The sequence below is a fragment of the Bacillus sp. z26 genome (assembly GCF_058313635.1).
This window is the reverse complement of the sequence record NZ_JBZFQM010000003.1, coordinates 544,977-571,349: the sequence shown is the minus strand read 5'-3', so window position 1 is coordinate 571,349 and position 26,373 is coordinate 544,977. Positions and strand designations below refer to the sequence as shown.

Sequence of the window (26,373 nt, the reverse complement as noted above, 5' to 3'; positions counted from 1 at the left end):
TTTTTGTGAAAAACGTTAAATTTTTTGAATTATTGAACAAAAAAGAGGTCCTTGTTAAAATTAAAATCAGAGGGAAAAAACGTACATAATTCTGGGGAAAGATACCATTATAGAACTTAATGACTAGTTTCTAAGAGAACAGTCACCCTCTCCTAAATGTAAAAAATTATGAATAGGGTACTAGTACTTTTTACATCTTTATTTATAATTATTGGAAATTGTGTTAATTATTGTATAATATAAGTTTAGGAATAAAGTAATAGATTAGTAAAGGGGAGAGTATGAAGAAATGAAACATTGTAAATCTTGTAATGCACCTTTGGATGAGAGTGCGAAATTTTGTAAATCATGTGGTGCACCGACCGATCAAGGAAATGTTACCGAACAACAATCCAGTGCAGCATTAGAGTCCCAATCTCATCCGCAACCTCAGCAACGATCTTCACAAGCAGAATCAAGAAAAGAAAAGATATTCGCATTTATAAAAAAACCTATTTTTATTATCTGTATTTTACTATTGATAGGAGGAGGAGTTACCGCAGCCATACTATTGAATAAGTCTCCAAAGGAACAATATTTCCTTTCTGAATATAATGCGATTCAACAAAGCATGACAGGGTTCGATGTTAAATATGGGGATGCAATTGAATTCCAAGAACAAACATTAGATAATCCATCTCAATCAGAGTGGAAGATAAGTGGCGGCTTCAGTCAAGCAACTGCTGAAGGTAATCCAGATTATGATATGTTTCAAGAATTATTAGACTCCAGCTCTATTGAAGCAAAAATAAAGCAAAATCCTGCTAAACAACAAGCACATTATGCACTTGCATTAAATGTCGAGAACGAAAAAGCAATGGATGCTGAGTTGTTTCAATCAGAGAATCAACTAGGGATTAAAGTCCCTGTTCTATATGATAAATATCTATATTTCAACCTTGATCAATTCGGTGAATTGATGAGAAGAGAAGATCCTTATTATGACGGACCAGAAAAATTAGAACTATCAAACTTAAAAATTGAAGATTTAAAATTATCAGAGGAAGAAAATGAGTATTTAACAGAACGTTATGCTGAATTTTTACTGGATTCACTTAAAGACGATAATTTCAAATTAAAGAAGAATGTTAATTATGAATATAAGGGCGAAGAAATGAAGCTGAGGTCTGTCAAACTAACCCTCACAGAGAAGGAAGTAAAGGCAGTTTTAAATAGCTTTATGGATCAATTGATCAAAGATGATAAGCTTCATAATATTATTATTGAACGAGTTGAAATAATAGCGGATGCAGCTGCTGTGGCAGAGGAAGCAGAACAGCTTGATAAAAAAGAAATGAAGGAAGAAATGGTTAATTCCCTCAAAGACATGAAAGAAGACTTAAAATCTGTTGATTTTCCTGATGGATTTACATCAACCTTATTACTAGATAAGAGCGAACAAATCATAGATCGAGATATGAAATTTGCAGTCTCTGTCGATGGAGAACAAGCAAATGCAGTTTTCACGAGCAAAAATGTTCCTTATGAAGATGATAAGGAATGGAATGAATGGAAACTAGAGGTCTCTCCGGAAGAGGAGGGAGGAAATAAACTGAGCCTGCTATACACGAATGACGTTCAAGAACAAAAGGAAAATCGTACCGAAGATATGCAGGTGAAAGTAGTGCTTGAGGAATACGGGGAACCTGAAGAATTTACGTTCAAAATGAACAGTGATTTTAAAGGAAAAGATGGTAAACAGGAAATCAACCGTAAATTTGGACTGGAATCCAGTTCTCCAAGTTATTACGAACTGAATGGCTTGAAAGGGGAAATTAAACAGGTTAGTGATGTGAATCTGAAGAAAGATTATAGCAAGGAAAAGCTGACATTTAAGCTGGACGTAGAAGATGATTATGACCCTATCTCATTGACGCTTAATCTTGATTCTAAGACAACTTTAAAAGATGATCTGAAATTCCCGGATTTAACTGCAGATTCTAATAATGGAGTTAATGTGGTCGAAGTATCTGATGAAGAAATGGGTACGATAGTTGAAGAAGCAAGTATGGGTATTTATGAACTTGGGACTAAGTATGGGCTATTCCCTGAAGAAGATTACTATTATGAGGATGATTATTACGAAACTGATGACACATCCGAATCTGACTATTTTGAATAATGCTTTCAAAAGCATTGATAGTTAAAAGGTAATTCATATGAAAAATACGCTCATTTTCACATCCATTTATTTGAAGATGTTAAGAAATAATAGGATGTCAGCCATAGTTTTATGGCTGACGCCTATTTTCTTTTTAGTTGGTGCGGCTATTATCGGGATGCAGCAATTTAAAGAAGAATCTCGAACCGAGCAGTTTAAAGTAGCAATCGTAAACGAAGATCAAACTTTTGAAACACAGCTTGTCATTCGTCAGTTGACAGAAAGCTCTCACTTAAAGATATTCTCCACAGTAGAAACAGACCAAAAAGCAGCAATATCTTATCTACAGGATAATAAGATTGCTGCAATCATTCATATTCCGGAGGGCTTCAGCAGAGATGTAGCCAAAGGAATCAATACGCCGGTGAAAGTGATTGGCAACGCTAAACGACCGCTGCAATCACAGCTCATCCTGTATGTATTGGAGAGTGCTGCTGACTTTACATCTGCAGCTCAAAGCGGTATTAATACAGTGGATTATTTCATGGAGATAGCTGATTTTTCTAAAGAGGAAAAAAGGGCTCAATTTAAACAAAATGTACTTTCCTTTGCTTTGCATATCCTGGGGAGAGGGGAAACATTTGAAACGGTTGAGAAACAGAACTTATTTCAACAAAGCATTCTCATTTATTATGCTTTGTCGTTTTATGTTCTTCTAATCATGATATGGAGCTATATGGGCATTCTTCTGTTTAAAACTAATATGAAAAAGGCTATCCGCCTTAGGCTGGCTGCTATGGGTTTTTTAAAAGTACATACTGTATTTGCTCGTATGCTGATTGTATTTACCCTTGTCATCGGCAGTGCACTCATGGTAGCGGTTCCTTTGTTTATTTGGCAAGGTGTGGCCAACTTTCACCAATTAATGGTTCTAATTGGGGAAACCATGCTAATCACGCTTGTCTTTCTGAGTTTATTTATGCTCATTGAAGCTTTATTTGAAAGTGAAAAGCTTTACTCAACTGTCAGTCTCCTCGTCATTATCGTAAGTGGAATAATTGGTGAGCATTTTATCCCGACTGTTTATTATCCAGATTGGCTGGAAAAGCTCAATGCTTTTTCTTTAAATGGCTGGATATTGAAATGGATATTCTCACTTCATCTTGATTGGAGTATTTACTCGTCCGCACAGCTTGGATTTTATTTGTTTCTTTTTGCAATCGGTTGTCTTTTGACTGTAGGTGTAATTTTACAGTGGGATAGGAGGAAGGTGTAAGAGATGCATATTATGATGGGTAGATGTAAAAGGCTTCTGAGGCCCAACTTTCTCCTAATACTTTTAATTCCGCTTGCAGCCACTCTGCTTCTAGGAGGTTTTCTAGAAAAACAGCAGAAGGAGTTAGTAATTCCCATAGGAATCGTAGATCTTGATGAGAGTGATTTTTCCAAGGAAATAATTAGGGTATTGAATAATCAAGAGATGCTACTGATTTATGAAGTTTCTTCTGAAGAAGGAAATGAACTTCTGGAGCGCAATGAAGTAGATAGTGTTTTTGTAATTAAGCCTGGTTTTAAGGAACAGCTTTTAAAAGAAAGCAGAGAAGAGATGATTGAGTTATGGATATCACCTAATTCCGTATTATCCGGAGTCATTCAGGAAGTGGTGGCAAGTGAGGTAACTAAAATTACTAGTGCTATCAAAGCATCTAATAAGGTTCAGCAATTATATAAAAGGAACCATATAAGCAGTGAGTTTGATTGGCAGGATGCTTACGATTATACCCTAATGCAATGGGAGCCTGAGCCTCTTATGACTATAAATTATACGGAAGATAAGCTCCCACTGAAGCAAGAAACGAAAACAGAAGGGACCTCGTTATTTGTACCTTATTTAGGTATTTGGAGCTTTTTCACAATGAGTTCATGCTTTATAACATCTATTTGGGTAGTTAAGGAACGTCCTATCTTATTTTCCCGTATCAGGACAACCTATAAGGGGCTGTCGTCCTATCTGTGGCAAACAGCAGGAGCCTTCCTCCTTTTTTATTGTGGACAGGCAGTCCTGAGCTTTTTAATCCTGTCTCATTTTGGATGGATAGAGAGAGAAAGTACCCTGCTTGCGGGGATGTTCGCCTTTGTTATAGTTTCTCTTTCCTTAAGTATATGGTTGGCTAGCTTTTTTCAGCATCTTGGAGCTTACTATGTAGCAGGGTTATTAGTGACATTTATTCTGACCATAGTGGGAGGGGGCTTTTTCTCGGTTTCTGAATTTTCCTCCTCACTTGAGGTTTTGTCAAGTTGGCTCCCCTATCAATTGTTGGAGGAAAAAAGGTCGGGTGAAGGATGGAAATTGCCTTTGATAACACTGGGCAGCTCGCTTCTTTTTGGGGGATGGAGTGTATGGAGGTTACGAGTATGATGATTAGTATCAACAACATTGAAAAGAAGTATGGATCGGTGAAAAGGTTGGATCGTGTTTCCCTGGATGTTCGGGAGGGCGAGATATTTGGCTTATTAGGTGAAAATGGGGCAGGTAAATCTACTTTAATATCCATATTGGCTACAGTTTTAAAGCCTTCTGCCGGAAGTGTCACAATCAATGGAATCGATATAAAGGATGGGAAGAAAAAAATTCGGCAAATGATTGGGTATGTCCCACAGGAAATAGCATTGTGGGAGGACTTCACGGTTAAAGAAAACTTCTATTATTGGAGTAAATTTGCTAATGTAAAACCAACGGAAGATAGATTATTGGCACTATGCGAGGCCGTGTCATTAGGAGATAAGTGGAATGAAAAAGTATCTGATTTATCGGGAGGCATGAAGCGGAAACTTAATATTGCGATTGCTTTGATACATGATCCACCTATTCTATTAATGGATGAACCGACAGTCGGAATTGATCTTCAATCTAAAATGGATATTAATAAATATATGAAAAGTATGGCTGAGCAGGGTAAAACGATTCTATATATAACGCATGACATTCATGAAATTATCCATCTTTGCAATCGAATTGGGATACTTCAAAAAGGGCAACTCCAATTTGTAGGAACGTTAGAAGAAGCGCAACTCCAATTGGGAAACGAAGTAACTCAATCACAACAAATCAGTAAAGAAGATGTCGTTTATCAACTATTGAGCGGAAGCCTTTCTAAGAAAAATGAACAGTGAAGGAATTAATTACAGGATGTTTAATCCGAAATATCTCATAATCCAGCTAAACCATATAGGAAGGATAAAAAGATGACCCATTTTAGTTAATGGTCATCTTTTTTAATAGGTGGTATTCAAATGAAAAGCTGATCTAAGTAACCCTGCTATATGGATTTGTTGTGATACTATCACATCTTATTAAAAAAGAGAAAAGGGGGGAGTCTATCTATATTGCTCTGCTTAGCACCAAACAATAATCCTATAAGGTGTGGTTTGGGCAGGGATGCTTTTAGTAGTTGGTCCATAGATCACAATGAGGTTTCGATTCCCGATATAGTTTGAAAAGGGTTGACCATTTCTTAGAATGATAGGAGTGTATGATGAAAGATTTATTTGTAATTGGCCGTCCCGGCTAACCAATTGGTTGTTAAAATAGTCTACCTTGACGTTTTGATCGTTACGTTCTTTTACAATGATTAATGCCCGATATTGTGGAGGGTAAATTAAAGGTACTGGTGCATCTCCATCATAATAACCAGTAACTCTATCTCCGATGTTCACGATTGCCTGATCTACAAAGTAAGTGGTAGGTGAAACGACGAAATTGACTATCCTACCTTGCCGATCTTCAACCGTCATTTGTTTAAAACAGCCCTCTGTTTCGCCGTTTTGCCCTGTCATAAATCCATTCATCTCAGTCACAATGCCTTGAAAAGATAGTAAATTCATATCATTATTCCTTTCCAACTATTGTTTTAATGTTATATGTGGTTCAAGTTTATGATTGTTATCTTTCAGAAAATTTTCAATCAAGTTAAACGGCATCCCTTCAATTTATGTGAAATTGCCTATAGAGGTGAATAAAAGGAGTTTAAGCTTTTTGATTTTTGGGACATGCGAAACTTATATTAAGTATATAGAGGGAAATTAGTACTGTATAAACTAGTAAGCACGGGTGCATACCTTTAGTCATATTTCTACCTAGATATTATACTTAAGGAGTATTTCATAAATGATTTGGAAAGGAGCTTCTTATAATGGCACAGACATTAAAAGAGAAAGTAGCGTTTATAACCGGTGGAGCCAGAGGAATCGGAAGAGCAACAGCGATAGCACTGGCAAAAGAAGGAGTAAACATTGGATTGCTTGCGAGAACAGAGGATACTCTTAAAAAGGTAGCTGCCGAAATAGAAAGCTTCGGTGTTAAAGCAGCTTATGCAACTGCTGATATTTCATCCAAAGATCAAGTGGAAGCTGCGATTGAAGGGCTAACCAATGAGTTGGGATCAGCTGATATTCTTATTAATAATGCAGGGATTGCTGCATTTGGGACGGTTTCAGATATGGACCCGGAAGAATGGAAACGAATCATTGATATCAACCTAATGGGAACTTATTATGTTACACGAGCTGTGCTTCCTCAATTAATCGAAAAAAATGGCGGAGATATTATCAATGTGTCTTCAACTAGCGGATTAAGCGGAGCAGCTACATCCAGCGCTTACAGTGCATCAAAATTCGCTGTCATTGGCTTTACGGAATCTCTAGCGCAGGAAGTTCGCCGCAACAATATCCGTGTATCGGCTTTGACACCTAGCACAGTAGCAACAGATTTGGCTATGGACCTGGATTTAATTAAAGAAAACAATGATTCAAAATTTATTCAGCCTGAGGATCTTGCAGAATTTATAGTTGATCAATTAAAGCTGAATCCACGTGTTTATGTGAAAACAGCAAGCTTTATTGCAACAAATCCTTTTTAAAGAACCATAGACCAATCTTCTATATGGCGCAGGAGAATCAGTATGCATATGAATAAGAAAAGAAGGCACCTAATTGCCTTCTTTTTTGTCTCTTGAAAAGAAGTTGAATCATTAAAGCACATCAATAAATCGTTGAAATGCCTGTTTTCCTTCAGGGGTCCGTTTAAATACACCAGCGTCCTCTAAACATCTCAGGAATTTAAAGCCAACTGCTTGAGAGATGATTGTCTTTATAGACTCAGGTGTTATCACTTCACCATTCGCCAGTTTTAATTCTTCAGCCCAAGCTTGGTGATAGTCTGCTATCTCATTAGGCTGATTGAGCAGAAACTTCTCAACTTCGAGGAGTTCTTTTTGCAAACGAGCCGGCAGTACAGCAAGCCCCATGACTTCAATTAAACCAATGTTCTCTTTTTTGATATGATGAACATCCTGGTGAGGATGAAAGATGCCTGACGGATGTTCAGCACTTGTTCGATTATTGCGAAGAACGAGATCAAGTTCAAACTGGCCATTCCGCATTCTGGCAATCGGTGTAATCGTGTTGTGGCGGGTATCTCCGGAATAGGCTGCAAGATCAACTGAAGGATCGCTATAGTGAATCCATTTATTGAGTATCCGATCAGCTGCACCCGCAACTTCCTTCAGACGGACTCCTTTTATACGAATCACGGACATTGGCCATTTCACGATTTGTGCAGATATAGAAGGGAAGCCTTTTATGGAGAACGGTATTTCTTCTTCCGCTCGGGCCATCGCAAACTCATATCGTCCACCTTGATAATGGTCATGTGTTAAAATCGACCCGCCTACAATAGGTATGTCTGCATTTGAACCCATGAAATAATGCGGGAATTTTTGAACAAATGTCAGCAGGTTGGTGAAAGTTTGAAAATTAATTTTCATATCACGATGTTCGCCAGATAACAGAATGCAATGCTCGTTATAGTATAGGTAAGGAGAGTATTGTAAATACCAGGCTTCATTCCCGAGTGGAATACGAATCATTCGGTGATTAGAACGAGCAGGGTGATTCACTCGGCCTGCATATCCTTCATTCTCGATACAAAGTAAACATGTTGGGTAGTTAGAGGATACTGGCTTCATTTCGCGTTCCAATGCAATTTGTTTAGGATCTTTTTCAGGTTTTGATAAATTGATGGTAATGTCAAGCTCCCCATAATCCGTCTCGACGGTATAGCTGATATTCTTTTCAATTTGTTTGGTTTGGATATAGTTGCTATTCTTGCTAAGCTCATAAAAATGATTGGTTGCCTGATTTGGATGCTCTTTGTATTTTTGATAAAAGATATGGTTTAATTCGGATGGCTTTGGAATAAACACATTCATAAGCTTTGCCTTTAAAATATCCTTTTCAGCCATTAAACTATCAATTACGCCAGTTTTAACGGCATAATCAGCTAAAAGGTCCAATAAATCTGGGATAGGCAGTTCATTCTCTGTTGGGTGTTGATAATAGCCATCTAAATGAAGCAGTGACAATATCTGATTTCTGGCGTATATTTCATCTACAGAATCAAGCATTTGACACCTTTTCGCTTGATTCAAAAGTTGCTGAACTGCTATATAGATCTCCATGATATATCCCCCTTTAATTTATTTAGCTCTTTATTTATCTTCGTATCCGGCTGGATGCGTCTGATGCCACTGCCATGCATCCTCAATAATAGTTTGAATGGATGTCCGTTTTGGTTTCCAGCCCAAAATGCGCCCGGCTTTCTCGGAAGAGGCAATCAGCATGCTTGGGTCGCCGGCTCTCTTCGGTGCTATTTTGGCAGGAAGCTCGTGGCCCGTGACCGTTCTGGCTGCTTCCACAATCTCTTTGACTGAAAAGCCTGTATTGCTGCCAAGGTTGAAAATAGTACTTTCCCCGCCGTTTTGTAGATACTTCAAGGCTAAAATATGAGCATCAATTAAGTCCTCCACATGTATATAATCACGGATGCAAGTTCCATCCTCCGTAGGATAATCTTCTCCGAAAATGGAAATGGAATCTCGCTGTCCTAATGCAACTTGTAATACAACTGGTATTAAATGTGTTTCCGGATGATGGTCTTCACCAATTTCCCCTGTAGAGCGCGCTCCGGCAACGTTAAAATAACGCAGCGACACATATTTCATGTCATATGCCTTGTCACACCACTTCATCAGTTTTTCCATTGTTAGTTTTGTTTCGCCATAGGCATTTGTTGGGTTCGTCGGCATTTCTTCCGTAATCGGCATCCGATCTTGCTCTCCATATGTAGCAGCAGTAGAGGAGAAGACGATATGTTTAACATTGAACTCATTCATCACTTCAAGCAACACTTGCGTTCCATATACATTATTACGGAAATACTCAAGTGGTTTTTCCATTGATTCACCGACCAGTGAATAAGCTGCGAAGTGAAGGACAGCGTCCACTTTTTCTTTCGTAAACACATCCCTTAAAAAGTCCTTTTCACGGATATCTCCTTGATAAAATCTCGCCTTAGGATGAATAGCATCCTTATGGCCCGTTTGCAGATTATCGACCACTACTGTGTCGTAGCCTTCGTCCATTAACTGATATACAGCATGTGAACCAATATAGCCGGCTCCTCCAAGAACTACAATGCTCATACAATTGCCTCCTCTATAATTTCCTTTGTTCCATCTCCAATACTGGCAACGTAAAAATCTGCTTCATATCCGATGGCTTGCTTATAAGCAGCCCCGACTTCCCGAATGAAACGTTCGATATAATCTGATTTAACCAGTGCAATCGCACAGCCGCCAAATCCCGCACCAGTCATTCTGGCACCAACTGTCCCATTCTGTTGCCAAGCTGCTTCCACTAATGCGTCCAATTCTGGTCCGGTCACTTCGTAATCGTCCCGAAGAGAGATATGGGATTCGTTCATATAGAGGCCAAACTGGGTTAAATCGCCAGACTGTAAAGCTTGAAAGGCATTTTTTGTACGTTCATTTTCATAAACCGCATGACGTGCCCGTTTTTCAATAATGGGATCGCCAATATGATCTTTATGCTGATTGAAAAGATCAACAGACATTTCTCCAAGCGAAGATATGTCAGTTACTTTTTGCAGTCTTTCCAGCGCTGTTTCACATTCACTTCGTCGTTCATTATATTTTGAATCAGCGAGTTCTCTACGTTTATTTGTATTCATAATAACAATTTGATGATCAGCGATATCAAAAGGGGCATATTCATAGCGAAGAGTCTGGCAGTCCAGTAAAATAGCAGATTTTGCTTTCCCCATCCCAATTGCAAACTGATCCATTATACCGGAGTTTACTCCGATGAAATCGTTTTCTACTTTCTGTCCAATCTTCACCAACTGTACGCGTTCAATTCCTATTTGAAAGACCTCATTCAGCATTACGCCAATCAGGATTTCGAGCGAGGCAGAAGAAGAAAGACCCGCGCCATTCGGAATGTCTCCATATATGAGAATATCAAGGCCATTTGGTATTTCGTGTCCGTGATCGATTATGTAGCGGATGACTCCTTTAGGATAGTTGGCCCATAGATGGGATGGGTCGTAATTCAGTTCATCTAAAGAAAACTCGATTATTCCGACCTCTTTGAAATTCAGTGAGTATACCCGGATTTTTCGGTCTTTACGAATTCGTGCCAAACCGTATGTACCATAGGTAATGGCTGCCGGGAATACATACCCGCCGTTATAATCCGTGTGCTCACCAATCAAGTTAACCCGTCCGGGTGAGAAAAAAGTACGGATTTTATCATGTATGCTTCCTAAGAAAACACGTTGAAATGTGGATAATAGTTGTTGATGATCCATTAAGGTCACTTCCCTTTGTCATTTAAATAAGGCATTTTGTAGCAATTAAGTTCCCATATTTGGGTCTTATACGAAGATGTTTCCTTTTTTTGAAAGCGTATCCAATATCATTGTATAGAAAATTGGTAAAGTCCGTCAACAATTTTACTAAAATTTTTACTAAGGCTTTTTATTATATAAAAAAGCGCACAAAAAATGTGCGCTTTATTTAGAGCTTTTGCGTATTTTTAGTTGTGTGGCAAGGGTAACTTTTTTTGCGATATGTCTCCCAGTAAACTGCTCAAGCAGCAAATCAACGGCAGTTTCACCCATTAATTCGGTATATACCTTAACTGTGCTTAAGGGAGGGGACATGTATTTAGAAATGCTAATATCATTTACTCCGATAATGCTAACCTGATTAGGAACTTGAATGCCTGTTTCTTGAAGTGCCCGTAATGCGCCAACAGCGATCGAATCATTTCCGGCAAAAAAAGCAGTGGGGAGATCATCCTTATGATCTTTGATTGCTTGTTTCATCAGATGATACCCATCATCCACAGAAAACTTGCCTTCATAGACATAAGCGTCTTGGTAAAGGCCTTTTTTTGTTAAAAATTGTTCGAAACTAACTCTTCTGAGATCATCAATCTCGGATGTTTGATCTTTATAAATTTCTCGTCCGCCTAAATAACCAATTTTAGTGTGTCCTTGTTCTAGGAAATAGTGTAGGACGTTTTGTGTGGCACTTTCGAAATCAACGATCACAGAATCAAATTGGCTGTCATTGGGTGAACTATCTACAAATACGATCCTTTGTGTGACATTCTTTAGTTCCTCTGCCTGGTTTTCACTAAATTTCCCGATAGCAATAATCCCCTGGATTCCTTCGTTTTGAAGGGAACGTAAAGAATCGACGGGGAAGTTAGTCGATTGAATGTTATGGTACTCCAACCGCTTTTCTACGCCCAGTCTGATAGCCATATAATACAGATCGTCCAGCTCTTCTTTTTCGGTATACCAATTGACGATTCCTACTTTATACGTGAGTGCTTTGCGCTTAGGCTTTTTTTGATAATCTAATTCTTCTGCTATTTCAAAAATGCGTTTTTTTGTTTCGTTACTGACGGATAAAGAGTCATCGTAATTCAGAACCCTTGAAACCGTTGCAATTGAAACTCCTGCCTTATTTGCGATATCTTTAATCGTTGCCAATGAACCGCATCCTCCTCTCCTTACATCTAGTTTAAAAATGAACGTCACATTTTGTATAATTATATATCCGTTTAATACAGCGCTTTCAGTATACTATATTTTTTAGTAAATTTCTTTAAGAATATATTCGTTTTACTGTATAAGAATGGGAAAGGAAATAAGTCTGAAAGCCGCAGAATGAAAGACAATTTTTCTTTAAATAAGTAGGGTGATAGTCATGTTCTTTCGGATTTCTGTTTGAGATAGGTTATTTATTTGAAAAATATTTAGTAAAATAAATTGATTAATTTACTAAAATTTATTATGATACCCCTGAAAGCGTTTTTATCTTGAACAGCAGGGGGATTTTACGTGCAGTGGTATATCATTCTATCATTTATTCTTTTTACAGGTGTAGTTGCCTACTATACATTTTCTAAACTTAAGAAAGAAAAAGTTGGAACTGACATATCTAAGGATAGTTATTTCTTAGGTGGCAGAAGTTTGACTTGGGGCGTTATTGGAATGTCCTTACTACTGACAAACTTAAATGCCACCCAGTTCGTGGGCATGAGCGGTCAATCTTTTGCAGGGAATATGAGCAACATGGCTTATGAAGTGACATCTGGATTCGTCTTGGCGCTAGTAGCTATTTATCTGCTGCCGCGCTATTTAAAACAAGGAATTACAACCATTCCGGAATTTTTAGAAGACAGATATGACAGTCAGGTTAAGTCCTTAGTATCTATTTTGTTTTTATTGGGTTATGTGTTAAATATGCTGCCGACAACCCTATATTCCGGGGCTATTGCATTAAGCCAAATGTTCGATGTTGAAAGTACATTTCATATCAGCTACGGGGCAGGAATCTGGATTATGGTCTGGTTAATCGGGATCATCGGTTTCTTCTATGCCATTCTGGGCGGATTGAAAGCGGTTGCGATTTCAGATACATTTAATGGAATTGCATTGGCCATAGGCGGTTTATTAGTTCCAATCTTTGGTTTGCTTACTTTAGGAGATGGCAGCATGTCTCAAGGATTCTCTGAGTTTGTTGCGGCTACACCTGAAAAGTTTAATGCAATCGGTACCAATCAGGATGTCGTCCCATTTGGAGCTGCTTTAACTGGCCTTCTGCTGGTGAACTTCTACTATTGGGGAACGGACCAATCGATTGTTCAGCGTGCCTTGGCTGCCAAGAGTTTAAAAGAGGGGCAAAAGGGAATTATGTTTGTCGGTTTATTGAAAATCTTTACACCGATTATCGTAATTATTCCAGGAATCATGGCTTTTCAAATTATTGGTAATACAGGGGCTAACCCAGATACCATGTATTCAGCTTTGGTGACAGAAGTCATGCCAAAACCGTTGATCGGCTTGTTTGCCGCTGCGATGTTTGGATCTGTATTAAGTGTATTTAATGGAATCTTAAACAGTGCTTCTACCCTTTTTGCTATCAATGTATATGCACCAACCTTAGGAAAGAATAAATCTGACGATGAAATTGTTAGGAAAGGCAAATGGTTCGGTGTTTTCATTGCTTTGATTTCCATGTTTATCGCACCATTAATTATGTATGCACCAAGCGGATTATTTCAATATTTACAAGTCATTAACGGCTTTTTCAATGTACCGATCTTCACTATTATTTTTATCGGATATGTAACAAAGAGGGTTCCAGCCATTGCAGCGAAGATTTCAATCACCTTCTTTATTGCAACGTATGCGATCCTTCAATTGGTTATTAAACCGGAGATGAGTTTCTTATATCAATTGGCTATCCTGTTTGTCATCAGTTGTCTGCTCATGTTGGTAATTGGGAAAATTAAACCAAGGGAAGAGGCGTATGTTCTCCCTAGTCGCAATCTTGTAAATCTGGAGCCATGGAGATATCGCCAGGAAGCTGCCTGGGGAATGATCTTTTGTGTCATTTCTTTCTATATCGTATTCTCTAAAATTGGCTTAGCCAGTGAGCAAGGGTTTGGTGTACATACTTGGGCTTGGCTTGCCGGTGCTGCTGTAATTTGTTTAATCGGATTATTGACCACTAAGAAATTCGGGTTTAAAGCAACTGCCGCGAAACTTTCAGAAAAAACCGATCTTAATAAGAAAATCGTATAAAATCTTTACAAATCCTTTATTTGAAAATCACCCTCCTAACTAAATGAGGAGGGTGATTTTTTACGTTGGCTTATTTGTTGTTCTTGTCCACACGTCTTATTTCCTGGATCTTATGTGTGTTATCCAATTGTGTGTTGCTTGCAATAACTGTTTGTGGTAGGAACTTATGGATATATAAATTTTAATGGAACGCACGAAAGGCAACAGATCGCCTTTAATACAAAACGTAATTATTAATACATATTGTTATTAACAAAGATTATTATAGATTTACTTTGATAGTTAACTAGTAAAAAAGTCCCGATTATTTCGTTATTGTGACACTTTAGTATCATAATTTTATGTTTTTTATTATTATAAAATATGACAATAAATGGTATATCGAGAGACTGCGTAATCAAATAATGGCGAGGTGAGAAAATGCAAGATAATAGTCATAGTATTAACTTAATTTATGATGAAATCTCATCGATAAACGGTCAAATACGTCAGAATAATGAAAAGGTAGAACGATTGGAGCGTGCGTATAAGAATATATCAAATAAGCAGGAGGACTATTTCGATAATAAAAGATATATTCATAAGCCGCAACTTACCGGCAGCGTTTGGAAAGGCAAACATGCTGATAAGTTTATGGAGAAAAGAGATGATATAGAGAACGTATACATGAAGGTTGGCAATAAAGATATTCAAGATATGTTAGATAGAATTAGAGATGAAATCGAGCATTACAATGCTATTAATCGAAATTTAAACAATTCAATATCAAGTAAAAGGTCAAGAATTGAGCTGTTGAGAGAAACATAGCAAGGAGGTAAAAGGATGCATGAAATCCATGTTGAAAAAAGTGGAACAGATTCTATTCTTAATGATTTGAAAAGCAAAATTGAATCTCTTGATAAAACAAACCCGCATATTCAATTTGCAGAAAGTAAGATGGATCTAATTAATAAGATTAAACAAGTTGAAGTGGAATATTATCAGATAATAGAAAACTATATAGCTATGCTAGGCGATAGCGAGCTGACTGCAAGATCCAGTATCGAGGATTTGCTTGAAACAGATCGAGAACTTGCCCGTAAAAACTCATAAAGTTAGGAGGCCTATGCCTTGAAGGTACTGAATGTTAATGAAGTTCTTTCTGAGCTTGATACTTCAATTAAGAAGAAGAAAGAAGAAAAAAAACAAATTCTTGATTTAAGAGATTCACTCAACAAGATAAGTGATTCGAAAGAGTTTATTGATGGCAAGATGGGAAATGCAATCAGAGAGCATTTTACAGTATTACATATACCAGCTGTCCTATTGATTAATCAATTCCTGGATCAATACACAAAACAGCTTAATAAGATTAAGGACTCCATACTAAATTATGAGGATAAGAATGGCCTAATAAATCAGGAATTCATCGAACATGATGTAGAACAAGGCTTAAAGAAAATTGAAAGGATGACAGACGAAATTATAGAGGATATTAATCAAGACTTTAATGGAGTTAGAGATTTAGTCAGTGCTTCTCCTCTAGTAACTTCTTCTATACAATACTCCATAGAATCCACACGACTTCAAAGTAAATCTACAATAGAAGACCTCAATGAATTAGACCAGCAAAGTGTAAAGGAACTAAAAAAATCTTTGGAGGATCTACAAGACATATCCTCTTTCATTAAAAAGATTAAAACATGGTCCAGTAAAGGGATGGTTATTAATGAAAACACCATCACGGAAATCAATAATTATTTTGCAAAGAATGACACACTCAATGAACTGATTGATTCAGCTGTAGAGTTATCCGTAGAACAAGGCGATTCAACAGTGATAGGAGATGTCGCTGATTGGCTTGATAAAATGGGGAAATTTAAAGGCGGCACAGAAATTTTGAAGGCAGCTGGAGCATCAGCAGTACTCCTCTCAAAGGCACTTACTTTAGAGAAAAGTGGTAACGGTAAATTTAAAATTAGTGCACATCCGGATTGGAAACAAAACAGTCAAGGGAAGTATAATTCCCAACTTGCCGAAATCATTCATGGAATCCTTAAGAAAGGCAGTAACAGCTCAGTATCTTTTATACAAAATTATTTTTCGAAATTTAGCAATGCTCCGAGTAGAGTCTTGCGAGCGTTAATTGGAGTAAAACCACATTTAAATACGGCTAACTATAAAGATTTATTCGGTGGATCAATTGCTAAGTACTCAGATAGTGCTCTAGATGCATATAAGGCATTCCCATTCGATATTAAAGCGACACTGAGCCAATTTACAGATGTTAATCAATTTAAAGCATTAATAAAAAAATTACCGTATGCAGGAATTGTGTTCTCAATTGGAACCAATGCTGGAGAATTAATGAGTGATAAGAATAAGTATAAATCTGATTTTGAAAAGGTAGGAAGAGCAGCTGCAGGAATAGGGCTAGATGCTGGAACTGCGGCTTTAATAGGCGCAGGAGCAGCATTAGGTTCAATTATCCCAGGACCGGGTACTGTCATTGGAGGAGCCGTAGGAGCGGCGGTTGGAATAGTTGCTTCCTTTAAACTTGAAGATACGGTAAAAGATAATGGCGAGAAAGCAGGGAAATGGGTTGAAGATACGTATGAAGATGCACGAGATATAGCTAAAAAGACTGGTGGTGCTGTAAAAGATAAAGTTGACGATTTAAAAGAAGCAGCAAATAAAACCGGTGGTGCCTTGAAAGATAAAATGTCCAATGCAGGAGATTTTGTATCAGGATTATTTAATTGATTTGGGAGGGGTATTAATTGATTCAAGTTAACTCTGTAAAATTATCAACCAATGAATTAGCTGCTGCTTTAGCCTTATGTGGGTATAAAAATATTGCAAGTGATTTTATCCTTAACATAAAAAATAGTAATAATGATGAAGAGACTATTAACCGTTTTATAGAGTATACTGGGTCTACTCTCGCAGGTAAAGGTTACTTAGATGAATCTCGGTCTACATTATTAGTTTCTGAAGTAGAAGATCTTTTACATTTATTAATGACATCTACTAGAAAAGTAAGATGTATTAAAGATGAGCATGTTCTCTTTATTCACTGTATAGATAAGGATAATGTGTTAATCCAGGAAATTAAAAATCAGGTTCACTATTTTACTAAAAAACGGAACAAACAGGGGTTTGAACAATTTCTAAGAAGGCATTTTAGAGTAGTTAAAACAAATAATAATTTTTTGAAGAAAAAAAAGACAATGTTCTTGTCCGAGGATCTGTATAATGAATTACATAATTTGGAACCCTTAATATTAGAAAATATGATAAAAGATGATAGATTAGACGACGATTTAAGAGAATTTTTAGAGGACTTTAAATGCAATAATCAGCAATTCGACAATTTAACCTTTATGGAAATGGATTATATTGGGGATAAGATGGATTTAAAACAAGTTCTCTTCATGCTTCCGAACAAATATCATATATGGCATCTTGATTATAGTGAAATTATGAATAAAGAAGTTTATGTTATTCCAACATATAAGGATAATTATTTTAACCTAATTAACAACCAGATATTAAACTTTTTTGATATATAAAACAGTTCAATTAGTTAGGAAACCATAGACTAGGAAGTGGCATATATGAAAAGGATAAGTGCTTTTATATCTGTATTAATGGGTTTAACATTATTGGCTTGGTTTTTGAATGGCTTCATGCCTGTTCCGAGTACGTATATTTTCATAATACTATCTTGTAATAGTATATTTGCTTTTGGTTCAATATTTTCCCAAAGAATGGTGATAGGTTTATATGAAGCAAATGTGTTTGAAGAACAAAAAGGATTTTTTGATCATCTATTTCGATATATCGCTATCATAATATCTGGTATCAATTATTACGCTCAGCTAACATTTAGTTCATTTCCCTTCTTAATTAGAAAGGTGATATCTATTGCTTTTCTTCTATTTCTAATGTGGATTATAGGCTGGATTATGATAGTTTTCGATTAAAAAAATTATTTGAGATGGATATCAAGCTTAGTCTAAAGGATTAACAACGAATAGATTTTGAATAATCTTTTGTTTGGACAGGTTGTTGATTGAGGGGGAACATACAATGAAACACGATAGCTTCACTATTTCTACACAAGATTTAATAATTGGAATGGTAAGATTGGGTTATAAAAAAAGGGCTAAAAAAATTGGCGAGGAATTTTTACAATCAGAAGAACTAAATGAAGTGCTTAGTGTTTCAGGTCAGGTAAATATATCGGAAGATTTAGAGTATATTATGAGATACATAGCTAGTACAAAAACGAAACAGAAAATTAAATGTAGACTAAATGAAAGACAACTTATTTTTTATCCATTTAGAAATGAAGATTTACTTGTTGAAATGATTGATAATAAAAAGCATACCTTTATCGTTCAGCCCCTAAGTTCAAATTTGTCCGAAATACTAAGTGAATTTTATAGTTTAGATACTGAGAAAGATGAATCGGAAACTTCTCGTAGTATAAAAGTTACTTACAGTTTTTATGATTTAATGCATACTGTGGTTGAAAAAGAATTAGAAGAATTTATTGAGGAAAAAGTGGATCGACTAATAATAGATGGAAATGCCAAACCAACAAAAAAGTTTTTAAGAGATTTTAAAGTTAATAAGCAAAAGGTAAATCAAATTGTCTTTATAAATGACAATCGTATAAACTTTACTGAAGTTTTCGTTCCAGGGATAGATTGTATATGGTTTGTAGAATACGAAAATATAAAGAAACAGCAATTAACAATATCCAGTATTAGCAGTAACGCATATTTGCAAAAGGTTGAGAGGCTTATAAAAGAGTTCTTCACTGATTTCCTCAAATTGAGAGAAAATAGGGTCAGAAACAAGTTGTTTTTATTTAAAAGGGGACTTATGTTTTTCGCTAAAAGTAATGCTTTGGTAATTGTTTGTGTAGCCCTTATTTTAATAAATAAAAATAGTTGGGCATATGATGGTGATACGTCCTTAATATTCCTTGTTATTCAAAGTGAAATTTTAATTCTGTTTTTATCATTCTTTGCATGTTTTCACAGGGAGAAAGCCAAATTAAAGATATTAAATTAATAACTTAATTCAAAACTATTTTAAATACTACACGAACTGCTTCTAAGACATTTAAAGTTTTAGAGGCTTTTTTTGACTAAGAATGGTTGAGCGAGTTAATGATGGGGAGGCTAATGCTGTATCAATGATTCATTAAATTGAAACTATGAACTCACCAATTAAGATGTGATACTTACATGGATAATTATATTGGTTTTTTATTCGCTGTGCTTTTATGTAGCATCCCTGCTGGGTTGATAACAGGGGGAGGTATCCCTTTGCCAAGTTCGTACATTTATTTAATTTTTATTACGAATTTAGTATTTTCTTTTGTTTCTATCTTTATGCAAACACTGATACTTCGACTATATGAAATTAATGTTTATGAAGAAAAAAAGGGGCTGTTAGACTATACATTTAAATATATAGCTATATTTCTTTCTGGGATAAATTATCATGTACAAATTATATTTAATCGAATCCCAATTATTCTAAATAAATTATTTGCCGGTCTGTTTTGTGGAGCCCATCTGTTTTTAATAACTTTTATTTCGGGGATTTTCGATTGAGTACTTATATTTCTACTAATTATCCTATCCCTTTAATGGTATTAGACAAAGGCAATCTATAGATATGGATATGAATATAAGCTGTATATGGTAATTCACCCCGGAAACATTGTAAGGAATCTTTTGTTAGCGAGGAGATAAAATGGCCGATAAAAATGAATTCAGTCTTTCCACAGAAGAGTTAGTTCAATTACTTACTCAAACAGGAAATAGAAAGAAAGCAAAGGAAATTTCAAAAAGGTATTTACATAAAGGAGTAAGAAAGCCTGAAATCAATGGGGTAGATGTACAAAATCACCATACAGATGATAATAGAATTATACAATATTTAGGGGAATCTCATCATTCTATCATTTTTGAGAATAACTCCAAGATATTAATCATTCATTCTATTAAACAAGATAGAATACTAACCGAAATCATTGAGGATAACCGTCATACCTTCTCAATAATGGATCTAGGAGAAGACTTTTATAAATTCATTATTAATTTTTACTGCTTACAAGACACGTCCAAGGTAGATCTATATGAAACAGCTATTGCTATGGATATAAGCAATTATGACCGTATCCATGAGATGAATAAGGAAGAGTTGGTTGAATTTATACATAAAAATGATTCCGAAATTTCAGCAAAGCATTTCCTTGAAGACTTTGCTGCTAATAAACAAAAGATTAATTCTATTGCCTTTACAAAAAAAGGCCGAGTTTTAAGTATGGAATTTTTTGTTCCAAGTTCAAAATGCATATGGATGATAGATTATACAAATGTTAAAGCAGATGAAATTATTATTCATAGTGTCAGTATGGAAGCTTATTTTAAAATGATTGAGGATCTGATTAGAAAGGTTTTTACAGATTTTGAAGGTGAAAAGACAAAACTAAATGATAAATTCTTTTCTTTAAAAAGGGGCTTTCCCTTTTTTGTAAAGAGTAATATCGTGCTCGTTATAATTATGTTGGCGATATATATTAACAGGAACAGCTGGGTATATGACGGAAGAGATTTTTATGAACTATTTGGATTCTTTAGTGAGGTATTGATCTTATTTATTACACTCATCGCTTGTTTTCGTCCTAAGAGCATTTAATGGCAGACAACTAAACAAAGTCAGCAAAATAATGATGGGATGAACAAAAGTATGGAGTAAATAATAAAATACAATGCTATTAGGTAGGAATACAAAGATTAGTTAGGAAGTGGCTTATTATGAAAAAGGTTAGTGCTCTAATAATAGTGATAATTGGTTTTACCTTAATAGCTCTCTTTTTAAATAGTTTCATGCCTATACCAAGTACGTATATTTTTATAATATTATCATTCAATTGCATGTATGCTTTTGCCTCAATTTTTACACAAACTATAGTGATTAGACTATATGAAGCAAATGTGTATGAGAAGCAAAGGGGATTCTTTGACTATCTATTTCAATATGCATATATAATAACGTCTGGTATAAATTATTATGTTCAGTCAATATTCAGGTCATTTCCTTTCATCATTAGAAAAGTTCTTTCTACGGTATTCTTTCTATTCCTTATGTGGAGTATAGTGGGACTTATAGCTGTTTTTGATTAAGTGATAATCGGAGCTAGATCGATATGATTGGATGAAAACTAAGCATTGTGCGCAATTGGTATCGGATACTTAAGTTTACTCTGTTTACATGAGGAGGAGCTATAATGGAGCAACAAGTTAGGAACACTATTACTACACAAGATTTGATAAGGGGATTGGCAAGAGCAGGTTACAAAAAAAAGGCCAGAGAAATTGGTATGGAATATTTAGATCGTAAAGAATTAAAAGAAATATTAAGTTCGTCTAGTAGGGGAAGCGGCTTATTAGAAGATTTAGGACAGATAGTAAAATACATAGTTAAAGCAAAACAGAAAATTGTATGCAAATTTGAGGATAAGTACCTTATTTTATATGCTCCTTTAAATGAAAAATTACTAATTGAAATGATTAATGATAATAATCATACTTTTTTTATCCAGCCTTTTCAATCAGATTTATCAAGATTATTAGGAGAGTTTTATGGTTTAGAGGATGAACAAGTAGATTCTAAAACACCATATGCACTAAATATAGATACTAATTTCTATGATCAAATTCATGCAATGACTAAAAAGGAACTTGATCATTTTATAGTAACAGAGATAGATAAATTAATGGAAGAAGAAAGAGCAAAGCCCATTAAGGAATTTTTAAGAGATTTTAAAGATAATAAACAAAAGGCTAGTCCTATTATATTTGCATATGATAATCGTATAAATTTTACAGAATTTTTCTTTACAGGAAAGAATTATGTTTGGTTTATAGAATACAAGAATGTAAGAAATGATGAAGTAACAATAGCGAGTACCACAAGTAAGCAGTATTTACAGTTAATAGAGGATCATATAAGAAATTTTTTCACGGCTTACCTTAATTCAAAAGAAAATAGGATGGTAAACAAGCTTTTCTTATTTAAAAGAGGAGTTCCATTTTTTATAAAAAGTAATATATTGTTAATAGTTTTTATGCTGTTATTATTTATCAATAAAAGCAACTGGTCATATGACAGTTATTTGGCAGTAGAAATCAATATTTTTCAAAGTGAAATAATGATTCTATTTTTATCATTTCTAGCATGTTTTAGGAGAAAAAGTGCTCTGTTAAAAGATGTTAAATAGATGAATTACAAATTAATTCATAACCATTATAAAGACCACTGGAATTGCTTCTAAGACATACATGTTTTAGAGGCTTTTTTATTTAGAATTGGTCGAGCGGTTATCAGTGCATGAATTTTTAATGATTGTTTGAAAAAAGAAGCCAAGAAATTAGCTCAAGCATACGTATACCGATTATATCCGTAAGCAATGGTTCTGCATAAGTAAGCAAGCTTAATTAAGAGAATATATAAATTCTTTTACCAACTATTATACTATTTATTGGGATTATTTAGTAAAATATAATAAAAAAGGAAAAGGGGTGATAATTTTGAATAAAACCAAGAAAATCATGATTGGTGTGACTGCAACTGCATTAACGATTGGTCTGGTCAGATGCGGTACAACAAATGCGGACCTTCCTCCAAAGCCCACTGATCAAGACTGTAGGGATTGGGACTGGGATGATGAAGACGGTGTATGGGAATGTGACGATGATAGATCGAGTCATTTTGGCCATTATTACTATGGCGGTACATACTATAGGAACAAAAGTTCACTTTTGAATAATGATACCTATCAATCTTATAAAAACAGCTCTTCTTTTAAGGGAGGGATTAAGGCAAGTTCAGGGTTTGGGAGCGGAACGAAAGTATTTGGAGGTTAAGCTAATGGAAAGGGAGGATTTATATGAATTTATATGTTAATTTCCTATCGTACTTGGGAGTAGCATTTTTATTACTTGTTGTAGGGATCGCTTTATTTATCATTACTACGCCTAAGCTGAGGGAATTTAGGCTGATTGCCGAAAAGAATTCAACAGCAGCTATGTCACTCGGCGGTAAAATCGTCGGGCTAGCGATTGTGCTTGGGGCAGCAGTTGAATATTCTGTATCACTCAGGGATATGATGATTTGGGGAGTTATAGGGATTATTTCACAAATTGTTGTGTTCTTACTCGCAGAAGTTCTTACGATCCGCTTTAGTATTCATCAGGCAATTGAGGAGGATAATCAGGCAGTAGGTATTATGTTGGTCTCATTATCGCTGGCAATTGGGTTAATTTTAGCAAAATGTTTATCTTATTAGATGAGGCAGGGAAGTGGAGATGAAGCAATTAACGTATTATCTCGATAGAGGCAATGGAGATTATGAACCATTTTACCAATATGACCTCCCGACAGTTGGCGTAGATGAGTGCTATGCCAGACAGCTATGCACATATTTTATTGCAAGAGGAACGCAATATGAGCTTACATCAAATGAAATGGCTGGTGAAGAGGAAATCCTTGTGGTTAAAGAAACAGGGAGGAACTTGCAGGGCGAGAAAGAAACAAACTACCGCGGTCAAGGAATTCATATTGAATTTCGAAGCCCTGAATTACGGGAAAACTACCGGCTGCTTTCCTCCATACCTTGCGATGCTCATTATGATGTCCTGCGTTATCTCTTGAAGGATATTGTGGATGTACCGGGCTCCGGGCAGATGCTCGTGGCGTCTACTGAGGTTGATGAGGATCGTGGCGTCTATGTGATTTATGTCAAGGAGATAAGTGATGTTGACGAATAAGTACCATGAAAGACGACAACAGTTTTATAGAAACATAGAAAGTTTTTGGGCAGATCTCTATGGCGAGGAATATGCCTTGTATGATATGAAGTTGTTAAGCCGGCAAGAGGCAGCACATATTCGCTTGGTCACTGAACGGGTTGGCAAGATATTCTTGAAAACAGCCTCGCTGTTGCGAAAAGTTCCTGATGAAACATTTCTTGATATGGGATTTCCTAAAGAGACGCTTTCCTTTTTAAGGCTTAAAACTCTACCAGTCGAGAGTGTAATCGCACGACTGGATCTTATTCCGTTCGGAGAAGGATATAAGTGTATCGAGATTAATTCAGATACTCCGACATTTATTAAAGAGTTATTTTATGTAAACGGGAGGATTTGTAGTGAGTTTCGTGTAGAGAATCCCAATGAAGGCTTGGACGCGCAGTTGTATAAGGCAGTTCAGGATAGTATCCGCCAAAGCAGCAAAGGAAGATTTCCGCATATTGTGTTCACTGCTCATGAGGATAATCTCGAGGATCGAGAAACAGTTCAGTACCTTAAACATGCTGTACCCTCATCTAAGTTCACTCCGCTGCATAAGTTACAAATCCAAAGAGGCGTGGGGCTATTCGATGAGGATGGAGTCAGGATTGATATCCTCTATCGGCAGACTTTTCCAATTGAGAATGCCATATTGGATCAGGATGATGCGGGGAATCCCATCGGCTTGTGGATGCTTGAGCTGGTGGAAGAAGGGAAGCTTTCCATCCTGAATCCACCATCAGCTTTTTTACTGCAAAACAAAGCGGTTCAGGTTGTCATTTGGGGGTTGCATGAAGAGATGCACCCCTTTTTCACGGACCTGGAGCATCAATGGATTGAGGATTATTTCCTGCCTTCGTATCTTGAAGCCGGTCCTTTTTTGGATAAACGTTTACCTTATGTAAAAAAGCCAGCATTTGGGCGTGAGGGTGACACAGTAGAAATTTTTCAGGAAGATGGCCGATTAAAGTATGCAGATACTCAAAAATCATACACTGCATATACCTCGGTTTACCAGCTTTATGTCGAGCAGCCTGTGGTGGGTTTTCAAAGCGAAAAGGGGCATCAGGAAGGTCGGCTGCTCTTGGGGAGCTTCCTGCTTAACGGGAAATCTTCTGCCTTCGGCTTCAGGGTTGGGGGTATTATTACCGATAATCTTTCCTATTACCTTCCTGTTGGAATAGGTGATTGAGATAGAATACTTGTATACCTTTGATGACCAAGGAATACCTTTTGAGGAGGTTCCTTGGTCTTTTAATTTCCAATGTCTATAGTCTTATATCTCCCGGTGCCTAAATACCATACCACTTACAGAGAAGAAAGGTTAAAATATGAGGGAGGAGTGAATTAGAATGGAATATCTAAAATATGAGAAAAGAAAAAACTGGATTTTTAGAGTGGTTCTTCTGCTACTCGCGATATCAGTCATTTATGCCATATATATGATGGTTAATGCTCCGTCAGGCATTGCCAAAAATGAATATGATCGAGTAAAAAGCGACTATGTACTGATGATTTTGCAGTGTTTTACAGGATGTATTGTCATTTTCCTTCCATCCCAACTTGAGCATCGCTTTCGCATCGATATCCCTGATATTATGGAAATCATGTATTTTATATTTTTATTTTGTGCAATCTATCTTGGCGAGGTTCGCAATTTTTATTATAAGATTCCATACTGGGATTCAATTCTACATTGTTTTAGTGCAGGTATGTTGGGGGCTTTAGGATTTGTCATTGTCAATTACCTTAACGATACCAAGAAAACCATTGATTTAAGTCCCTTTTTTGTGACCTTATTTGCCTTTTGTTTTGCTATAACCTGTGGAGCTGTTTGGGAAATTTATGAGTTTGTGGCAGATGGAGTATTAGGGACAAACATGCAAAAATTCATTACAGGAGAAGGGGTTGTCATGATTGGCAGGAATGCTGTTATGGATACGATGGGGGATATCATTGTAGATGCCCTCGGCGCCTTTACTGTCACAGCAATTGGGTATATTAATCTAAAGAAGCGGCAAAAAAGTGAAGTTGAAAGTAATGAAGACACGCAGATATGGAATGAATCAGTAAAGACTGGCTCATGATACAAATGATCAACCCACCTATGAATACTTCATGGAATTAAGAGAAAAGTGCTTAGTTAAATTGGCGTATACGTCGAGGGCCAAAGCAACAGTTTTTTCGAAGCGGTTTTCATGCTGAGTATGAAAAAAGTATAGAGGTTGTGGGGCATTGCAAAGCAAAAGGTATAGAAACTTTCTGCTTTGCAATGCCCTTATTTTATTGGTGTGAATGGACATAAGAATGAAATCAAGAGTTGTCTAGAACACCCCATTGGTTTGAATATGAAG

At 36.2% G+C, this 26,373-nt stretch carries 23 protein-coding genes; 18 read left to right on the top strand and 5 right to left on the bottom strand.

Going from position 1 to position 26,373, the window contains the following annotated elements:
- Nucleotides 1-289 precede the first annotated feature (289 nt).
- The 4 genes from AC4G3K_RS13005 to AC4G3K_RS12990 all read left to right on the top strand — a co-directional run bounded on the left by AC4G3K_RS13005 (nt 290) and on the right by AC4G3K_RS12990 (nt 5,314).
- Entirely contained in the window at nt 290-2,161 is a 1,872-nt protein-coding gene (locus AC4G3K_RS13005; RefSeq protein ID WP_491133562.1) for a hypothetical protein, read from the top strand.
- 94 nt (nt 2,162-2,255) lie between these two features.
- The gene (locus AC4G3K_RS13000; protein ID WP_491133561.1) at nt 2,256-3,416 is read left to right on the top strand and encodes an ABC transporter permease; all 1,161 of its coding nucleotides are present in this window, start codon (nt 2,256-2,258) and stop codon (nt 3,414-3,416) included.
- Between the two features lie 3 nt (nt 3,417-3,419).
- Nucleotides 3,420-4,559, top strand: coding sequence for an ABC transporter permease (locus AC4G3K_RS12995; RefSeq protein ID WP_491133560.1), 1,140 nt, complete (start codon nt 3,420-3,422; stop codon nt 4,557-4,559).
- Nucleotides 4,556-5,314: an ABC transporter ATP-binding protein gene (locus AC4G3K_RS12990; RefSeq protein ID WP_491133559.1), complete on the top strand. Its 759-nt coding sequence runs from the start codon at nt 4,556-4,558 to the stop codon at nt 5,312-5,314. The genes AC4G3K_RS12995 and AC4G3K_RS12990 overlap by 4 nt, the downstream gene beginning before the upstream one ends.
- 222 nt (nt 5,315-5,536) lie before the next feature.
- On the opposite strand, the gene AC4G3K_RS12985 is transcribed toward AC4G3K_RS12990, so the two are convergent.
- Nucleotides 5,537-6,025, bottom strand: a complete 489-nt coding sequence (locus tag AC4G3K_RS12985; protein WP_491077241.1) for a hypothetical protein — start codon at nt 6,023-6,025, stop codon at nt 5,537-5,539.
- Nucleotides 6,026-6,333: 308 nt separating this feature from the next.
- Here AC4G3K_RS12985 and AC4G3K_RS12980 point away from each other — a divergent pair, with 308 nt between their 5' ends.
- A complete protein-coding gene (locus tag AC4G3K_RS12980; protein WP_491133558.1) occupies nt 6,334-7,059 on the top strand; it encodes a 3-ketoacyl-ACP reductase in 726 nt (241 codons plus the stop codon).
- Nucleotides 7,060-7,170: 111 nt separating this feature from the next.
- Here AC4G3K_RS12980 and galT read toward each other — a convergent pair whose 3' ends face one another.
- The 4 genes from galT to AC4G3K_RS12960 all read right to left on the bottom strand — a co-directional run bounded on the left by galT (nt 7,171) and on the right by AC4G3K_RS12960 (nt 12,062).
- Nucleotides 7,171-8,658, bottom strand: a complete 1,488-nt coding sequence (gene galT, locus AC4G3K_RS12975; protein ID WP_491133557.1) for a UDP-glucose--hexose-1-phosphate uridylyltransferase — start codon at nt 8,656-8,658, stop codon at nt 7,171-7,173.
- 30 nt (nt 8,659-8,688) lie between these two features.
- Entirely contained in the window at nt 8,689-9,681 is a 993-nt protein-coding gene (galE, locus tag AC4G3K_RS12970) for a UDP-glucose 4-epimerase GalE (RefSeq protein ID WP_491077244.1), read from the bottom strand.
- Nucleotides 9,678-10,868 carry a galactokinase gene (locus tag AC4G3K_RS12965; protein ID WP_491133556.1) on the bottom strand — a complete coding sequence of 397 codons (1,191 nt, stop codon included), beginning with the start codon at nt 10,866-10,868 and terminating at the stop codon, nt 9,678-9,680. The genes galE and AC4G3K_RS12965 overlap by 4 nt, the downstream gene beginning before the upstream one ends.
- 204 nt (nt 10,869-11,072) lie before the next feature.
- Complete coding sequence (locus AC4G3K_RS12960) at nt 11,073-12,062, bottom strand: LacI family DNA-binding transcriptional regulator (RefSeq protein WP_491077246.1); 990 nt, start codon at nt 12,060-12,062, stop codon at nt 11,073-11,075.
- Between the two features lie 351 nt (nt 12,063-12,413).
- Here AC4G3K_RS12960 and AC4G3K_RS12955 point away from each other — a divergent pair, with 351 nt between their 5' ends.
- From AC4G3K_RS12955 to AC4G3K_RS12895, 13 genes are all read left to right on the top strand, one after another.
- On the top strand, nt 12,414-14,162 hold the full coding sequence (locus tag AC4G3K_RS12955) for a solute:sodium symporter family transporter (RefSeq protein WP_491077247.1): 1,749 nt from the start codon (nt 12,414-12,416) through the stop codon (nt 14,160-14,162).
- Between the two features lie 420 nt (nt 14,163-14,582).
- Nucleotides 14,583-14,969 carry a YwqH-like family protein gene (locus AC4G3K_RS12950; RefSeq protein WP_491133555.1) on the top strand — a complete coding sequence of 129 codons (387 nt, stop codon included), beginning with the start codon at nt 14,583-14,585 and terminating at the stop codon, nt 14,967-14,969.
- A gap of 15 nt (nt 14,970-14,984) precedes the next feature.
- A complete protein-coding gene (locus AC4G3K_RS12945) occupies nt 14,985-15,254 on the top strand; it encodes a DUF5344 family protein (RefSeq protein ID WP_491133554.1) in 270 nt (89 codons plus the stop codon).
- An 18-nt stretch (nt 15,255-15,272) separates the two neighbouring features.
- Nucleotides 15,273-16,904 carry a T7SS effector LXG polymorphic toxin gene (locus AC4G3K_RS12940; RefSeq protein WP_491077250.1) on the top strand — a complete coding sequence of 544 codons (1,632 nt, stop codon included), beginning with the start codon at nt 15,273-15,275 and terminating at the stop codon, nt 16,902-16,904.
- Nucleotides 16,905-16,921: 17 nt separating this feature from the next.
- Nucleotides 16,922-17,713: a hypothetical protein gene (locus AC4G3K_RS12935; RefSeq protein WP_491133553.1), complete on the top strand. Its 792-nt coding sequence runs from the start codon at nt 16,922-16,924 to the stop codon at nt 17,711-17,713.
- Nucleotides 17,714-18,233: 520 nt separating this feature from the next.
- On the top strand, nt 18,234-19,226 hold the full coding sequence (locus AC4G3K_RS12930) for a hypothetical protein (RefSeq protein WP_491077252.1): 993 nt from the start codon (nt 18,234-18,236) through the stop codon (nt 19,224-19,226).
- 690 nt (nt 19,227-19,916) lie between these two features.
- Nucleotides 19,917-20,864, top strand: a complete 948-nt coding sequence (locus AC4G3K_RS12925) for a hypothetical protein (RefSeq protein ID WP_491133552.1) — start codon at nt 19,917-19,919, stop codon at nt 20,862-20,864.
- Between the two features lie 592 nt (nt 20,865-21,456).
- Nucleotides 21,457-22,449 (top strand): hypothetical protein, encoded by a 993-nt coding sequence (locus tag AC4G3K_RS12920; protein ID WP_491133551.1) that lies wholly within the window; start codon nt 21,457-21,459, stop codon nt 22,447-22,449.
- Nucleotides 22,450-22,759: 310 nt separating this feature from the next.
- Nucleotides 22,760-23,095 (top strand): aminotransferase yhxA, encoded by a 336-nt coding sequence (locus tag AC4G3K_RS12915; protein ID WP_491077254.1) that lies wholly within the window; start codon nt 22,760-22,762, stop codon nt 23,093-23,095.
- A gap of 23 nt (nt 23,096-23,118) precedes the next feature.
- Entirely contained in the window at nt 23,119-23,517 is a 399-nt protein-coding gene (locus AC4G3K_RS12910) for a DUF350 domain-containing protein (protein WP_491133550.1), read from the top strand.
- Between the two features lie 19 nt (nt 23,518-23,536).
- Nucleotides 23,537-23,998, top strand: a complete 462-nt coding sequence (locus AC4G3K_RS12905) for an RNA helicase (protein ID WP_491133591.1) — start codon at nt 23,537-23,539, stop codon at nt 23,996-23,998.
- A complete protein-coding gene (locus AC4G3K_RS12900) occupies nt 23,985-25,211 on the top strand; it encodes a glutathionylspermidine synthase family protein (protein ID WP_491133549.1) in 1,227 nt (408 codons plus the stop codon). Before AC4G3K_RS12905 ends, AC4G3K_RS12900 begins: the two co-directional genes overlap by 14 nt.
- 160 nt (nt 25,212-25,371) lie before the next feature.
- On the top strand, nt 25,372-26,106 hold the full coding sequence (locus tag AC4G3K_RS12895; protein ID WP_491133548.1) for a DUF2238 domain-containing protein: 735 nt from the start codon (nt 25,372-25,374) through the stop codon (nt 26,104-26,106).
- Nucleotides 26,107-26,373 lie beyond the last annotated feature (267 nt).

Excerpts from the sequence above, each read along its gene's own strand:
- AC4G3K_RS12910 (WP_491133550.1), top strand. The coding sequence starts at position 23,119 with ATGAATTTATATGTTAATTTCCTATCGTACTTGGGAGTAGCATTTTTA.
- AC4G3K_RS12905 (WP_491133591.1), top strand. The coding sequence starts at position 23,537 with ATGAAGCAATTAACGTATTATCTCGATAGAGGCAATGGAGATTATGAA.
- AC4G3K_RS12930 (WP_491077252.1), top strand. The coding sequence starts at position 18,234 with ATGAAACACGATAGCTTCACTATTTCTACACAAGATTTAATAATTGGA.
- AC4G3K_RS12900 (WP_491133549.1), top strand. The coding sequence starts at position 23,985 with ATGTTGACGAATAAGTACCATGAAAGACGACAACAGTTTTATAGAAAC.
- galE (WP_491077244.1), bottom strand. The coding sequence starts at position 9,681 with ATGAGCATTGTAGTTCTTGGAGGAGCCGGCTATATTGGTTCACATGCT.
- AC4G3K_RS12985 (WP_491077241.1), bottom strand. The coding sequence starts at position 6,025 with ATGAATTTACTATCTTTTCAAGGCATTGTGACTGAGATGAATGGATTT.
- AC4G3K_RS12990 (WP_491133559.1), top strand. The coding sequence starts at position 4,556 with ATGATGATTAGTATCAACAACATTGAAAAGAAGTATGGATCGGTGAAA.
- AC4G3K_RS12980 (WP_491133558.1), top strand. The coding sequence starts at position 6,334 with ATGGCACAGACATTAAAAGAGAAAGTAGCGTTTATAACCGGTGGAGCC.
- galT (WP_491133557.1), bottom strand. The coding sequence starts at position 8,658 with ATGGAGATCTATATAGCAGTTCAGCAACTTTTGAATCAAGCGAAAAGG.
- AC4G3K_RS12895 (WP_491133548.1), top strand. The coding sequence starts at position 25,372 with ATGGAATATCTAAAATATGAGAAAAGAAAAAACTGGATTTTTAGAGTG.
- AC4G3K_RS12925 (WP_491133552.1), top strand. The coding sequence starts at position 19,917 with ATGGCCGATAAAAATGAATTCAGTCTTTCCACAGAAGAGTTAGTTCAA.
- AC4G3K_RS12965 (WP_491133556.1), bottom strand. The coding sequence starts at position 10,868 with ATGGATCATCAACAACTATTATCCACATTTCAACGTGTTTTCTTAGGA.
- AC4G3K_RS12995 (WP_491133560.1), top strand. The coding sequence starts at position 3,420 with ATGCATATTATGATGGGTAGATGTAAAAGGCTTCTGAGGCCCAACTTT.
- AC4G3K_RS13000 (WP_491133561.1), top strand. The coding sequence starts at position 2,256 with ATGTCAGCCATAGTTTTATGGCTGACGCCTATTTTCTTTTTAGTTGGT.
- AC4G3K_RS12950 (WP_491133555.1), top strand. The coding sequence starts at position 14,583 with ATGCAAGATAATAGTCATAGTATTAACTTAATTTATGATGAAATCTCA.
- AC4G3K_RS12920 (WP_491133551.1), top strand. The coding sequence starts at position 21,457 with ATGGAGCAACAAGTTAGGAACACTATTACTACACAAGATTTGATAAGG.
- AC4G3K_RS12945 (WP_491133554.1), top strand. The coding sequence starts at position 14,985 with ATGCATGAAATCCATGTTGAAAAAAGTGGAACAGATTCTATTCTTAAT.
- AC4G3K_RS13005 (WP_491133562.1), top strand. The coding sequence starts at position 290 with ATGAAACATTGTAAATCTTGTAATGCACCTTTGGATGAGAGTGCGAAA.